The sequence below is a fragment of the Nocardiopsis sp. JB363 genome (genome assembly GCF_900143625.1).
Classification (GTDB): domain Bacteria; phylum Actinomycetota; class Actinomycetes; order Streptosporangiales; family Streptosporangiaceae; genus Nocardiopsis.
The window spans coordinates 1-13,364 of the sequence record NZ_FRFF01000037.1 but is presented as its reverse complement, the minus strand read 5'-3'; the positions used below and the strand labels follow the sequence as shown (position 1 = coordinate 13,364).

10 protein-coding genes are annotated in these 13,364 nt (G+C 69.9%); 5 read left to right on the top strand and 5 right to left on the bottom strand.

Annotation, left to right across the window (positions count from 1 at the left end; all coding sequences use genetic code 11):
• Positions 1–249 precede the first annotated feature (249 nt).
• Positions 250–2,388, bottom strand: coding sequence for a hypothetical protein (locus BQ8420_RS05915; protein ID WP_200815821.1), 2,139 nt, complete (start codon positions 2,386–2,388; stop codon positions 250–252).
• A 175-nt stretch (positions 2,389–2,563) separates the two neighbouring features.
• Positions 2,564–3,658 (bottom strand): CaiB/BaiF CoA-transferase family protein, encoded by a 1,095-nt coding sequence (locus BQ8420_RS05910; protein ID WP_087096795.1) that lies wholly within the window; start codon positions 3,656–3,658, stop codon positions 2,564–2,566.
• A gap of 198 nt (positions 3,659–3,856) precedes the next feature.
• On the opposite strand from BQ8420_RS05910, the gene BQ8420_RS05905 reads away from it, so the two are divergent.
• Positions 3,857–5,014 (top strand): resuscitation-promoting factor, encoded by a 1,158-nt coding sequence (locus BQ8420_RS05905; RefSeq protein WP_087096794.1) that lies wholly within the window; start codon positions 3,857–3,859, stop codon positions 5,012–5,014.
• 32 nt (positions 5,015–5,046) lie between these two features.
• On the top strand, positions 5,047–5,931 hold the full coding sequence (rsmA, locus tag BQ8420_RS05900) for a 16S rRNA (adenine(1518)-N(6)/adenine(1519)-N(6))-dimethyltransferase RsmA (RefSeq protein ID WP_087096793.1): 885 nt from the start codon (positions 5,047–5,049) through the stop codon (positions 5,929–5,931).
• Between the two features lie 34 nt (positions 5,932–5,965).
• Here the strand turns inward: rsmA and BQ8420_RS05895 are convergent, their stop codons facing one another.
• Entirely contained in the window at positions 5,966–6,226 is a 261-nt protein-coding gene (locus tag BQ8420_RS05895; RefSeq protein WP_235005955.1) for a hypothetical protein, read from the bottom strand.
• Entirely contained in the window at positions 6,207–7,565 is a 1,359-nt protein-coding gene (locus tag BQ8420_RS05890) for a PspC domain-containing protein (protein WP_087096792.1), read from the bottom strand. The genes BQ8420_RS05895 and BQ8420_RS05890 overlap by 20 nt, the downstream gene beginning before the upstream one ends.
• A gap of 192 nt (positions 7,566–7,757) precedes the next feature.
• On the opposite strand from BQ8420_RS05890, the gene BQ8420_RS05885 reads away from it, so the two are divergent.
• Together BQ8420_RS05885 and BQ8420_RS05880 are read left to right on the top strand one after the other, a co-directional pair.
• Positions 7,758–8,960: an ATP-binding protein gene (locus BQ8420_RS05885; protein ID WP_087096808.1), complete on the top strand. Its 1,203-nt coding sequence runs from the start codon at positions 7,758–7,760 to the stop codon at positions 8,958–8,960.
• 30 nt (positions 8,961–8,990) lie between these two features.
• Positions 8,991–9,662, top strand: coding sequence for a response regulator transcription factor (locus BQ8420_RS05880; RefSeq protein WP_087096791.1), 672 nt, complete (start codon positions 8,991–8,993; stop codon positions 9,660–9,662).
• A 22-nt stretch (positions 9,663–9,684) separates the two neighbouring features.
• Here the strand turns inward: BQ8420_RS05880 and BQ8420_RS05875 are convergent, their stop codons facing one another.
• Positions 9,685–10,632 carry a nucleoside hydrolase gene (locus tag BQ8420_RS05875; protein WP_235005954.1) on the bottom strand — a complete coding sequence of 316 codons (948 nt, stop codon included), beginning with the start codon at positions 10,630–10,632 and terminating at the stop codon, positions 9,685–9,687.
• A 126-nt stretch (positions 10,633–10,758) separates the two neighbouring features.
• Here BQ8420_RS05875 and pcrA point away from each other — a divergent pair, with 126 nt between their 5' ends.
• Positions 10,759–13,089 carry a DNA helicase PcrA gene (gene pcrA, locus BQ8420_RS05870; RefSeq protein ID WP_087096789.1) on the top strand — a complete coding sequence of 777 codons (2,331 nt, stop codon included), beginning with the start codon at positions 10,759–10,761 and terminating at the stop codon, positions 13,087–13,089.
• Positions 13,090–13,364: the final 275 nt, after the last annotated feature.

The following is a 13,364-nucleotide window of genomic DNA, read 5'->3' as shown; positions in this document are numbered from 1 at the left end:
GGCCCTCTGGTCTTGAGAACCCACCGGTGTCGACGGTCATTCCCCGGCGAACCGCGCCGGAGGTGACGGCCGGTCCGGATCCTCGCCTGGGGCCCTTTTTCATGGGGCCGCCGTGGCTTGTGGGATCTCGGTTCACCGGGGTCGTTTACAGCCACGGACCTTACCACAGGGTCGTGGCCTATTCGTGACGTGAGTGACGCATGTCCGTGCCTGTGCGATTTGCTTTTTCCGGGCCTGCTGGTGTAAGGACTATGCCCGTTTCAGGCGGTTCTCCTCCGCTGGTTCCTGTTCGGGCGCTTGATCCCGTTGTTGAAGCGCCCAGACGCAGGCGGAAAGGGTCAACGGAACCGCGATGGTCAGTGCCAGCGCCGGAATCGCCACCCCCGAATCATTGGCCGCGAAGCCCACCAATGCCGTCACGAGGGACCCGGTGAGCCCTGCCCGGAGCGTCGGTGCGTGCTCGTAGGCCCGTTGGAGCGCTCCGATCCGCCACTTCGTTGGCCGATTGAGGACAGCGAAAAGGAACAGGAGCGCCCCCGCCGCCAGCAGGGTGAGCTGCCAGTTGCCCAGCGTGCCCAGCATCGCCTCCGACTTGCGGGCGAGCACGGCCCCGGCCTCCCCGTTCGCCACCTGCTCGGCGAACGCGCCGAAGTGACTGCGGTCCGCGGGCGGGCGCAGGTGATCCATCCAGGTCAGCAGCGTGATCACTGTCACCGCTGCGGCTCCCACCACGGCGAGTCTCGGCACGGTGACCCGGACCCCCGCGATCATCATCGTGGTCACCGCCAAGCCTGGGATCAGCGCGATCACTCCGCCGAAGTCGGTGCCCAGGCCGGGCCACCCGATGACGAGCACCGACGCCGCCCCGATCACCAGGGTCGTGGCGACCGCCGCTCGCCGTCGTCCCCGACCGATGAGGACGTGCGCGATCCCGGCCACCGTCATGAGCATGCCGGTGGCGAAGGTCGCGAACGCGATGTTGCCGATTCCGTAGAACCGGCCGCCCACGATCGGTGAGTAACCGGTGGGCGAGTTCATCTGCAGGTTCGCGCCGAAGCACAGGTCCAGGAACAGCACCAGCGTGGTCGCGCCCGCCACCACCGTCATCGGACCGAGGACGGTGCGCCGCCACGGCCCCGCCATGGCCACCGCCACCACCAGGGCGTCCACGGCCAGTACCGACAGCAGCAGGGCCGGGGACGGCGACGGCATGGCCCACCACGGTATGAGGTTGGCCAGGTAACTCGCCACGGGGAAGGCCGCGCCCGCCAACGCCACCGTCCGGGTCACCGACAGCGCCAGGGCCCGTTTGTCCCTCTGTCCGTCGGAATGACGATGCAGGGCGTAGGCGGCCGCCGCGTAGATCAACAGTTGCAGGGCGACCAGACCGCTGAAGAAACCCGGAATGGACGCCCCCACCACCACCGCGGCGGTGTTGAAGTCCACCAACCGCGCCACGGCGGCCTCCGCCGTCGCGGGACGTTCGCTCAGCCGCCAGACCCGGCCGCCCGTGAAGGCGTCCGGCCGCATCCCCAAGGCGTTGAGGACGGTCACGGTGGTGTCGGTGAGGGACACCAGGCCGGGCCTGCGGGTCGACTCCGAGACCAGGTAGGCGGAAGTGCCGGTCAGGCCGTGCTCGGCCATGTCACCGGTCATGGCGGCGGTCAGTCGGGACGGCCCGGTGTCCATGGACACACCCACGACCATCATCGAGGCGCCGGTGGGCAGGGTGCTCGTCAGTGCCGCGAGCCGGGAGTCGAGGTTCCCGAGGGCCTCCTCGCGATCCCGCTCCGCGACGTCCCCGGAGGCCGGGGCCGGGTGGAGACGGGTGAGGTGGGGCAGTTCCACCACCGCCAAGGACACCCCGTCGAGCCGTTCGGGGGTCACCTCACGCGCTGACTCCAGATAGTGGTCGACCCGTCCCGAGGCGTCGGCGGCGCCCAAGGCGGCGCCGGGCCCGGCCGCCAGGGTCAGCCCACCGTGGTCGCGCACCGTCTGGCCGAGCAGCCCCACGGGCGCGGCGAACGGCGAGGCCCGGTTCGTCTCGACGAGGTCGGAATGGTCGGGAACAACGGCGCCGGAGCCGTCCGGCAGCGGTTCGGGTGCGGGCTCGCAGACCCTGGACCCTTCCTGTTCGGCCAAAGCGCGCTGCCCGGCCGAGACCGACAGCCAGCCGTCGGTGGGGCAGGTGCGGGAGCCGGCGGTCCGGATCGACACGTTGCCGATGGCTCCGTCCCCGGCCATCGCCCACAGAGTGGGTGTGTGCTCGGGGGTGACGTCCTCCCAGAGCAGCCCGGGGACCCCGACCAGGACCACGGGGGTGGTGCGGATGGATTCGGTCGTGGCGGCGAGCGCGGGCGTGGACGCGGTGCCGAGGAGGGCCGCCATGGCGACGAGGAACGCGCCCAGGCGCCTTCCCCAACGCGGATCGAGCCCGGGACTCGGTGCCATGGCGGCCCCCTGATCGCGCGTTCGCCCAGCTGGTCGCGCTCACCCTAGTGATCGGTGGGGTGAGGGGAGGGAAAGCGGCGATTCCGGGATCTTCGGGGTCTTCTCGTAGAGGTCAGTCCCGGATGCCCCACCGCTTCAGCGCCTCCTCGGTGCCCGGCAGCGGTCTGCCGCGGGTGACCTCACCGGGCGTGCGGTCGAACCGGGGCGCGGGGCCGGGGACGACCCGGTCGCCCTGGCGCGTGAGCGCGCCGCGAGCCCGCACGTGCGGGTGGTCGGGGGCCTCCTCCAGGGACAGGATCGGCATGACACAGGCGTCGGTGCCCTCGAACAGCTCGCCCCACTCGTCCCGGGTGCGGGTGCGCAGCACCTCGGCGAACCGTGCGCGTAGCCGGGGCCACTCCTCGGCGTCCCACTGGTCGGGGAGATCCTCCCCGGCCAGACCGGCCCCCTCCAGGAACGCCGCGTAGAACTGCGGCTCGATACAGCCCACGGACACGTGGCGGCCGTCGGCGCACTCGTAGACGTCGTACCAGGGCGCACCCGTGTCGAGGTAGTTGGTGCCGCGCTCGTCCTTCCACGAGCCGCGCGCACGGTCCTCGTGCACCATCGACATGAGCAGGGCGCTGCCGTCCACCATCGCCGCGTCGATCACCTGGCCGCGCCCGGAGGTCTGCCGTTCCACCAACGCGGCGAGGATCCCGGTGGCGGTGAACATGGTGCCGCCGGCGAAGTCGCCCAGGAGGTTGACCGGGGGGACGGGCGGGCCCTCGGCCCGACCGATGGCGTGCAGGGCGCCGTTCACGGAGATGTAGTTCATGTCGTGCCCGGCGGTGTGGGCCAGTGGACCGTCCTGGCCCCAGCCGGTGACGCGTGCGTACACCAGGCGCGGGTTCAGTTCCAGACAGTCGTCGGGGCCCAGCCCGCGTCGCTCCATCACCCCGGGGCGGAAACCCTCCAGGAGCACGTCGGCTCGGGAGATCAGGTCGCGGGCGAGCGTCAGCCCTTCCTCGGACTTGAGGTCGGCTCCGACCACGGCCCGACCCTCGCTCATGTGCGGCCCCGGGGCGCCGGAGCGGAGGGCCTCGGCGGCCTGCGGGCGATCGATCCGGATGATGTCGGCTCCCAGGTCGGCGAGGAGCATGCCCGTCATCGGAGCCGGTCCGATACCGGTGAACTCGACGACGCGGATTCCGTGGAGAGGTCCCATGGGTGCCTTTCGGACGCGAACAGTACTAGAACGACGTTCGGTTCATTGTGCAGGTCGGGCCCGCCGGACGCCAGTGCCGATTTTCGGCCAGTGACTAAATGATTACCGAGCGTGGTGTTAATGTGATCCCGGCCCACGTCAGGCGGCCGAAAACCCCGCCCCTCCACTATTCGTACCGAAAGATAGGGTGATCCACCCATGCCCGGCGGACGCCGTGCCAAGGGCCGAAGGCGCGCACCACTCCCCGTCCCCCGTCTCGTCGTGGCCGCCGTCGCCGGCGCGGTCGCACTCGCCCTCGCCGGTGGCGGCACCGCCCTGGCGACGGACCGGAGCGTCACCATCGACGCCGACGGCGAGGAGACGACCGTCCACACCTTCGGCGGCACCGTCGCCGACGCCCTGGCGGAGGCGGGCATCGAACTCGACGAACACGACGCCGTGGCCCCCTCCCCGGAGACGCCCGTCGGCGCCGGAGACCACGTCATCGTCCGCTCCCCGAAACGACTCACCGTCGAACTCGACGGCCACCGGGCCGACCACCGCGTCAACGCCGTCACCCTCGACGAGGCCCTCGACCAGATCGGTCTCGACCCCGAGGGAGTCGAGCTCTCCCGGGCGCGGAGCACCGCCATCCCCACCGAAGGCCTCACCGTCACCGCCGAACGCGCGCCCCGCATGGTCGTGATGTACGACACGATCCGTTCCGAGACCCGCACCACGGGGGAGACCGTCGCCGACGTCCTCGACGCCGCCGGGATCGAGCCCGGCGAACACGACATCGTCACCCCCGAACCCGACGAGCCGGCCGACCCCGACATGGTCGTGCGCGTCCTGCCCGTCATCGGCGAACCCGAGACGGACGAGGTCGTCATCGAGGCCGAGACCGTCGAACGGGACGACCCCGACCGGCCCGAGGGCGAACGCGAGGTCGTCACCGAACCGGAGGACGGCCTCAAGGAGGTCACCACCGCGACCGTCCTGCGCGACGGAGAGGAAGACGAGCACGAACTCTCCGAGGAGATCGTCACCGAACCCGTGGAAGGTCTGGTGGAGGTCGGTACCAAGGTGGAGGAGGACACCTCCCCCGCGGAGGCCGGCGGTGCGGCCGCCGGCCTCGACTGGTCCGGGCTCGCCCAGTGCGAGTCGGGCGGCGACCCCACGGCGGTCAACTCCGCTGGCGGCTACTACGGCCTCTACCAGTTCAGCGCCACCACCTGGGAGTCGGTCGGCGGTAGCGGACTCCCCTCCGAGGCGAGCCCGGACGAACAGACCAGCCGTGCCCAACAGCTCTACGACACCGTCGGTGGGAACTGGCAGAGCCAGTGGCCGGAGTGCGGAGTGCACCTCTTCGGCTGAGGGACGAGCGGGTGGGCCACGGCCGGCAAGATGTGTGGGTGACACAGACACCCGCACCCGACCCCGACGCCGGCTCCCGCCTGCTCACCCCCGCCGACGTACGTGAGCTCGCCGAACGATTCGGCATCCGGCCCACCAAGACCCTGGGCCAGAACTTCGTCATCGACCACGGCACCGTCCGCCGTATCGTCCGCGTGGCGGGCGTGGGCGCCGACGACGTGGTGGTCGAGGTGGGGCCGGGGCTCGGCTCCCTCACCCTCGCGCTCCTGCCGCACGTGCGACAGGTCACCGCCATCGAGATCGACCCGGCGCTCGCCACGGCCCTGCCCGGCACCATCGCCGCCCACGCGCCCGACCTCGCCGAGCGGCTCACCGTCGTGACCGGCGACGCCATGCGCATCACCGGGCTCCCCGGACCGGAACCCACCGCGCTGGTGGCCAACCTGCCCTACAACGTGTCGGTGCCGGTCATGCTGCACCTGCTCGAACTGCTGCCGACCCTCCAAAGGGTGCTGGTCATGGTGCAGTCCGAGGTCGCCGACCGGATCACCGCCACCCCCGGTGGCCGCATCTACGGGGTGCCCTCCGCGAAGGTCGCCTGGTACGCCTTCGCCAAACGCGCCGGAGCGGTGGGCCGCAACGTTTTCTGGCCCGCGCCCAAGGTCGACTCCGGGCTGGTGGAACTGGTGCGCCGCCCCGCCCCCACCACGAAGGCGCCCCGCGAACAGGTCTTCAAGGTGATCGACGCCGCGTTCGCGCAGCGCCGCAAGACCCTTCGGGCCGCGCTGGCCGGGTGGGCGGGTTCCGCTCCCGCCGCCGAGGAGGCCCTGCGCGCCGCCGGTATCGACCCGAAGACGCGAGGGGAGTCCTTGGGGATCGAGGAGTTCTCGGCCATCGCCGAACATCGACCCGAGTAGACACGGGCGTGCCCCGGTCGATCCGGGGCCCGCCTCAGTCCTCCTTCTCCTTCTCCTTCAGCGCGTCCTGGGCCCCTGAAGAGCCCGAGGCGTTCGGGGCACCCGATCGGTCCGGGCGCGAACGCAGCAGTGCCCTCGCCACCCCGGCCAGACCCAGGCCCGCGAACAGCACCGGGATCAGCCACAGGGCGTTGAAATCCCAGGATCCGCTTCCCTGCACGACGAACACGACCGCCAGGCCGAGGAAGAGCACCCCGGCGACCAGCGAGCCACCGTCAATTCCGCGCTTGGTCATAGCGAACCTCCAGTACTCCGACCCTGGTGTCGGCCTTCACGTTCACCACGGGTGCTTCCGCGGCCCCCGGGGGCGGCAGCGGTCTGATCGAGCCGAACGACTCGTCGTACGTGAGGTCGTACCCGTGCAGGTCCTCGTCTCCTTCTTCGGGGGTGTGCACTGCGCCGAACACCACGTTTGCGTCCAGTTCGACCCGTATGTCGTCGGGAACCACCACGATCAACTTCCCCTGATCGACACGGGCCGTGACGTCCACGCTCTGTCCGGGTTCCAAAGCCCCTGCGAGCCCGGACAGGTCGAGTGTTCCCTCACCCAGGCTCAGCCGCAGGTCCGAGGACTCGGCCTCGGTGACCGACCCGGGTCGCCACACCTCCCCACCGACCCGCCACGCGGTGACGTCGGTCATGGTGACCGTGAGCGCGCCCACCACCGCCAGGACGCCCAGGAACCCCAACCCGCGGGGGTTGCCCACGAACGTGCCGATCAGTGCGAACAGGCCGATCACCGCGGTGGCCGCGGCCATGAAGTAGATCCCGAGGTCCGGGCCGAACAGGAGACCGGCGCCGCCGACCTCGGAGTACGGCGACCCCAGCTTCGGTGCGGCGATCACCCACACGACCGCCATGATCACCACGGTCCACAACGCGTACGAGGCCAACGGCGACGAGCGGGGCTTGCGCGGGCCGGGAGCGTCCTCGCCGTCGCCGCTGTCATCGGAGTCGTCCTCATCGGGACCCTCGACGTCGCGGGAGGTGCGCTCCGACACCACCGCCAGGTCCACCGGCCCGTTCGGGGCCGACGCCCACGGCTGCGCCGGGTTGTAGTAGGCGGCACTGGGCTGCGGCGCCGGGCCGGTCGGCGGTGGCTCCCGCCCGGCCAGGTCCGCGCGCAGACTCAGTAAGGAAGCCCGTAGGTCCACCCCACGGCTCCGCGCGGTCAACAACCCCAACACCAGCGGGATCGCCAGGACCATCGTGCCCCAGCCGAACCCGCCCCCCAGGCTCAACGCCGTCGCCGCCATCAACCCCACGGCCAACAGCTTGGGCACCGCCCGTGAGGGGAAGGCCCGGTCCAGCATCTGCTCGAAGGTGGCCGGTCCCCCCTGGGGGTCGCGCATCAGTACCCACGCCGCGATGTACAGGAACGCCCCCGTACCACCGGCGAACATCGTCAGCACGAACCCCGTCCGCCACAGCAGCGGGTCGATCCCCGTGTACGCGCCCAACCCGGCGCACACCCCGGCGATCACCCGGTGGTCGTCGTTGCGGCGCAGCTCCGGCCCCGGCTCCCGAGGGGCCTCCGCGGAAGCCGGCGTGTCAGGGGCCTGACTGTCGGTCATCGTCGCTCACCGCACCTTCCCATGGAACCATCGTCGCTCCTGACCCGTCTCAGAGGGAATCCGGGAGGACCCTGATCCCACCCTGACCAGTGAGCCCCGCAGACCCCGGGTGCGTCCCCGATGTCGGCGCGCCGCGCACAAGGCATCCTGGAGGAGTACGGCAGGGACTCGGACGAAAGCGGTGAGCGAGCGGTGGCAACGACGGCCGTGGGAACCCCGCGGCTCACCCGCGCGGTCGACGGAAGCCTCCTCGGCGGAGTCGCCGTCGGTGTGGCCCGACATCTGGGCATCGATGCCGTCGTGGTCCGGCTCGCCTTCATGGCATTGAGCGTCGGCGGTATCGGACTGGCCGTGTACGCGGCCCTCTACTTCGTCCTCCCCCAAGAGGAGGTGGACGAGAGCGCCGACCCGGTCGCCGACAACCGGCGCAAGGGTCGCGACATCTCGCAGATCATCGCCTACGTCGGCCTGGCCGTCGTCTTCGGGATGCTTTTCCTCGTCTTCGGTGGCGTTTTCGACCCGCTGCTGTGGTTCATCGTCTTCGGAGCGCTCGGCGCCACCATCCTGTGGCAACAGGCCAACCCCGCCCAACGCGACGAGTGGATGACCAGCACCGTCAGCCGCGCAGGCCCCAAGGGGCTCATGCGCACCGGCGCCGGTGTCCTGCTCATCGTCACCGGCGTCATCGGCTTCATGGTGTTCCAACAGCAACTCCAGGACGCCCGCGCCGGACTCAGCTTCGCGTTCACCCTCATCGCCGGCATCTCCCTGGTCGCCGCACCCTGGATCATCGGCCTGGTCCGCGAACGCGACGCCGAACGTCGCGAGCGCATCCGCAACGCGGAACGCGCCGAACTCGCCGCCCACATCCACGACTCCGTCCTGCACACCCTCACCCTGATCCAGCGCCGCGCCGAGGACCCCCGCGAGGTCCAACGCCTGGCCCGCGTCCAGGAACGCGCTCTGCGCAGCTGGCTGTACCAACGCCCCGCAGACGCCGAGACCACCGTCTCGCCCGCCCTCGAACGCGTCGCCGCCGAGGTCGAAGAGGAACACGGTGTCCCCATCGAGGTCGTGTGCGTGGGCGACTGCCCCATGGACGACGGACTCGGCGCCCAGCTGCGCGCCGCCCGCGAGGCCATGGTCAACGCCTCCAAGTACGCCGACAGCGACACCATCTCCGTCTTCGGCGAGGTCGAGGAGAAGGAGGTCCTGGTGTTCGTCCGCGACCGAGGGGCGGGCTTCGACCTCGACGCCGTCCCCGAGGACCGCATGGGCGTGCGCGGCTCCATCCTGGGCCGCATGGAGCGCCACGGCGGCTCCGCGCGCATCCGCACCGAACCGGGCGAGGGCACGGAGGTCCAACTCCGGATGCCCCGCATCCTCGACCTGTGAGCGACTTCCGGGCGGGGTAGGATTCTGATCGTGGGAGAAGAGAGCACAACCTTCAGCGACGGAGACGCGATTCCCCGAGTCGTGATCGTGGACGACCACCGGCTGTTCCGCAGCGGTGTGCGCGGCGAGCTCGGCGACACGGTCGAGGTCATAGGAGAGGCCGGTGACGTCGACAGCGCCGTGCACGTGATCGGAGAGACCCGGCCCGACCTGGTCCTTCTCGACGTGCACCTGCCGGGCGGCGGGGGAGTGGAAGTGCTCCGCCGCGTCCTCGCCAAACACCCCCAGATCCGGTTCCTCGCCCTGTCGGTCTCCGACGCGGCGGAGGACGTCATCGGTGTGGTGCGCGGCGGCGCACGCGGCTACGTCACCAAGACCATCTCCGGCAAGGATCTGTCCAACGCCATCGTCCGTGTCGCCGACGGCGACGCGGTGTTCTCACCGCGCCTGGCCGGTTTCGTGCTGGACGCCTTCTCCGCCACCGACGCGCCCCCGATCGACCCCGAGCTGGACCGCCTCACCCAGCGCGAACGCGAGGTCCTGCGGCACATCGCCCGCGGTTACGCGTACAAAGAGGTCGCCAAGGAGCTCTTCATCTCCGTCAAGACGGTGGAGACGCACGTTTCCTCGGTGCTGCGCAAGCTCCAGCTCTCCAACCGGCACGAGCTGAGCCGCTGGGCGACCGCCCGCCGCCTGGTCTGAGCGACCCCGGCGGGCGGCCGGTTCAGCGCAGCGAGTCGAGCATCCGGTCCAGGAACTCGTCCCCGGAGACCGAAGCGATCACGCGGGTGGCGCGACGCTCGTCCCCACCGGGGCGCGGACGCCGGTCGGCGACGGTCATGCCGCGGGTCAGCGAACCCGTCAGCTCCACCCGGATCGGTGCCTCGAACGTCTCGGTGACCAGGTGCGGGTCGACCAGCACCGCGGCGGCCAAGGGGTCGTGCATGGCGCACTGACGCACCCCGAAGATCCCCTTGTAGAAGTCGGCGTAGAAGTCCAGGAACGCCGAGGTGCGCTCCGCCCGTTTCCCGGGCACCTCCTTGAGCCGGTCCAGCCACTCCGAGGTCGCCACCGTCTTCATGGTGATGTCCAAGGCCACCAGGTCCAGGTCGAACCCGGCGGCGAACACCACCTCGGCAGCCTCGGGGTCGTTGACGATGTTCGCCTCGGCGTGCGAACCCACGTTTCCCGGTACCTCGACGGCGCCGCCCATCACCACGAGCCGGCGCACCAGCTCCGGCAGTCGCGGCTCCAGACCGATCGCGATCGCCACGTTGGTGAGCGGGCCCACCGCCAGCACGTCCAGCTCACCCGGGTTCTCCCGGGCCAGCCGCACCAGCAGCTCGGCGGCGGACTCCGCCACCGGCTCGGCCTCGGACTCGGGCAACTCCACGTCCCCCAGCCCGTTACCGCCGTGGACGTGTTCGGCCAGACGCGGCGCCTGGACCAGCGGACGGCCGGCGCCGACCGCCACCGGAACGCCGGGACGGTCGTACAGCTCCAGCAGCCGCAGCGCGTTGCGCGCGGTCACCTCCACGGTGTTGTTGCCGAACACGGCGCCGACACCGAGGATCTCCACCTCCGGCCGCGCGGCCAGGTAGGCGAGCGCGACGGCGTCGTCGATCCCCGGGTCACAGTCGATGAACACCCGCGTGGTCTTCCGGTCAGCCAAGACCGATCTCCCCCCGAAACAGACATGGGCCGGGTGGGAAAAGTACGCACCCGGTGTGAAACCAGACTAGGGCGGGTTCGGTAGGGGTGGGCCCGACCGTCACCGGTCGGCCGTAACCTGGGAAGCGTGTCCTCCCAAGAGCAGCTTCTCGAAGGTCTGAACGGTCCCCAGCGCGACGCCGTGACGCACTCCGGCACTCCGCTCCTGATCGTCGCGGGCGCGGGCTCGGGCAAGACCCGTGTCCTCACCCACCGCGTCGCCCATCTCATGGCCGAACGCGGGGTGCGCCCCGGGGAGATCCTCGCGATCACCTTCACCAACAAGGCCGCCGCCGAGATGAAGGAACGCATCCAGGCGCTCCTCGGAACCCGCGCGGCCAACACCATGTGGACGATGACCTTCCACTCGGCGTGCGTGCGCATCCTGCGCCGGGAGGCGCACCGGCTCGGTTACCCGAGCAGCTTCACCATCTACGACGCGGCGGACGCGGCCCGGCTCATGCAGCTGGTCTGCAAGGAGATGGACCTGGATCCCAAGCGGTTCCCGCCCAAGTCCTTCAGCTTCCAGGTGTCCAACCTCAAGAACGAACTCATCGACTACGACACCTTCGCCGGGCAGGCCGAGAACGAGCAGGAGAAGAAGCTCGCCGAGGCCTATCAGCTGTACCAGCGCCGCCTTCACGAGGCCGGCGCCATGGACTTCGACGACCTCATCATGCTCACCGTCAACCTGTTCCAGATGTACCCGGACGTCGCCGAGCACTATCGGCGCCGCTTCCGGCACGTCATGGTCGACGAGTACCAGGACACCAACCACGCCCAGTACGTATTCGTGCGCGAACTCGTCGGCGCGGCCGAGGACTCCGACACCAGTGTCGTCCCGCCCGCCGAGCTGTGCGTGGTGGGCGACGCCGACCAGTCCATCTACGCGTTCCGCGGCGCCACCATCCGCAACATCCTCGAATTCGAACGCGACTTCCCGAACGCGCGCACCATCCTGCTGGAGCAGAACTACCGCTCCACCCAGAACATCCTGTCCGCCGCCAACACGGTCATCGACCGCAACGAGGGCAGGCCCCCCAAGAACCTGTGGTCCGAACAGGGCGAGGGGCCCCGGATCATCGGATACGTCGCCGACAACGAACACGACGAGGCGGCGTTCGTGGTCGGGGAGATCGACAAACTCACCGACGAGGGCGTCGTCAAGCCGAGCCAGGTCGCGGTGTTCTACCGGACCAACGCCCAGTCCCGCGTGTTCGAGGACGTGTTCATCCGGACCGGCCTGCCGTACAAGATCGTCGGCGGGGTGCGCTTCTACGAGCGCAAGGAGATCCGCGACATCCTCGCCTACCTGAGGGTGCTCGCCAACCCCGAGGACACCGTCAGCCTGCGCCGCGTCCTCAACGTGCCCAAGCGCGGCATCGGCGCTCGCGCCGAGGAATCCGTCGAACTGTTCGCGGCGCGTGAGCGCATCACGTTCTCCCAGGCGCTGCGCCGGGTCGACGAGGTCCCCGGCATCGCCAAGCGTTCGGCCAACGCCATCCGCAACTTCATCGCCTTGCTCGACGAACTCGCGTCCGGGGTGCCCGGAAGCACGCCCGCGCAGATCGTCGAGACGGTGCTCGGTAAGACCGGATACCTGTCCGAACTCACCGAGTCCAAGGACATCCAGGACGAGAGCCGGGTGGAGAACCTGGAGGAGTTCGTCGACGTCGCCCGCGAGTTCGAGAACACCTTCGCGGCGCTCATCGAGGACGAGGCACTACTCGATGGGGAGGAGAACCAGGGCATCGACCCGGGCGAACCCACCCTCGTCGACTTCCTCGAACGTGTCGCCCTTGTCGCCGACACCGACCAGATCCCGGACGAGGACGACGAGGGCGGGGTGGTCACCCTGATGACCCTGCACGCCGCCAAGGGGCTGGAGTTTCCCGCGGTCTTCCTCTCCGGCATGGAGGACGGCGTCTTCCCGCACACCCGCACCTTGGGCGACAAGACCCAACTGGAGGAGGAACGCCGGCTGGCGTACGTGGGCATCACCCGTGCCCAGGAGCGGTTGTACGTCAGCCGCGCCGCGGTGCGCAGCGCCTGGGGAACGCCCTCCTACAACCCGGCGTCCCGGTTCCTCGACGAGATCCCCATGACCCTCGTCGATTGGAAGCGGGCCGAGTCCACCCTGGCCGCGCCGCCCAGCCGCAGCATCGGCGGAGGCCGCGGTGGTGGGGGCTTCGGTGGGGGAGGCGGTTTCGGAAGCACCTTCGGCGGTGGCGGGAAGAAGGCAGTGAAGGAGGCGCCCTCGCTCAGCGTCGGTGACCTCGTCAACCACGACTCCTTCGGTATGGGCCGTGTCGAGCTCGTCGACGGGGCGGGGGACAAGACCAAGGCCCGCATCGACTTCGGCGCGGACATCGGGGAGAAGGACTTCCTCGTCAAGTACGCGCCCATCGAGAAGCTCTGACCGACGGGTCGGCGGGGTCTGACGGGGCTTCGAGGGCGGCCGGGTGAGCGTGTAAGCCACGACACTGAAGTGTTCCCCCGAACCCGTCACGAGCACTCACCCCCAGGGGTACAGTTGGTGAAGACCGAGCGAAACGAACGCGGACTTTCTGCGGGCGAGCCGGTCTCCACCTCTTCACAGCAGCCTGGTTCGAGCGGTGCTCGGAGCATGTAAACTTCGAAGAGTCGCTTCAAAAGCCCAGCGGAAACGCAAAGCAGAAGAAGCACAACGGGGCC

Coding starts and splice junctions, on each gene's coding strand:
- BQ8420_RS05915 (WP_200815821.1), bottom strand. CDS start 2,388: ATGGCGGCCCTCCTCGGCACCGCGTCCACGCCCGCGCTCGCCGCCACG.
- BQ8420_RS05910 (WP_087096795.1), bottom strand. CDS start 3,658: ATGGGACCTCTCCACGGAATCCGCGTCGTCGAGTTCACCGGTATCGGA.
- BQ8420_RS05905 (WP_087096794.1), top strand. CDS start 3,857: ATGCCCGGCGGACGCCGTGCCAAGGGCCGAAGGCGCGCACCACTCCCC.
- BQ8420_RS05895 (WP_235005955.1), bottom strand. CDS start 6,226: ATGACCAAGCGCGGAATTGACGGTGGCTCGCTGGTCGCCGGGGTGCTC.
- BQ8420_RS05890 (WP_087096792.1), bottom strand. CDS start 7,565: ATGACCGACAGTCAGGCCCCTGACACGCCGGCTTCCGCGGAGGCCCCT.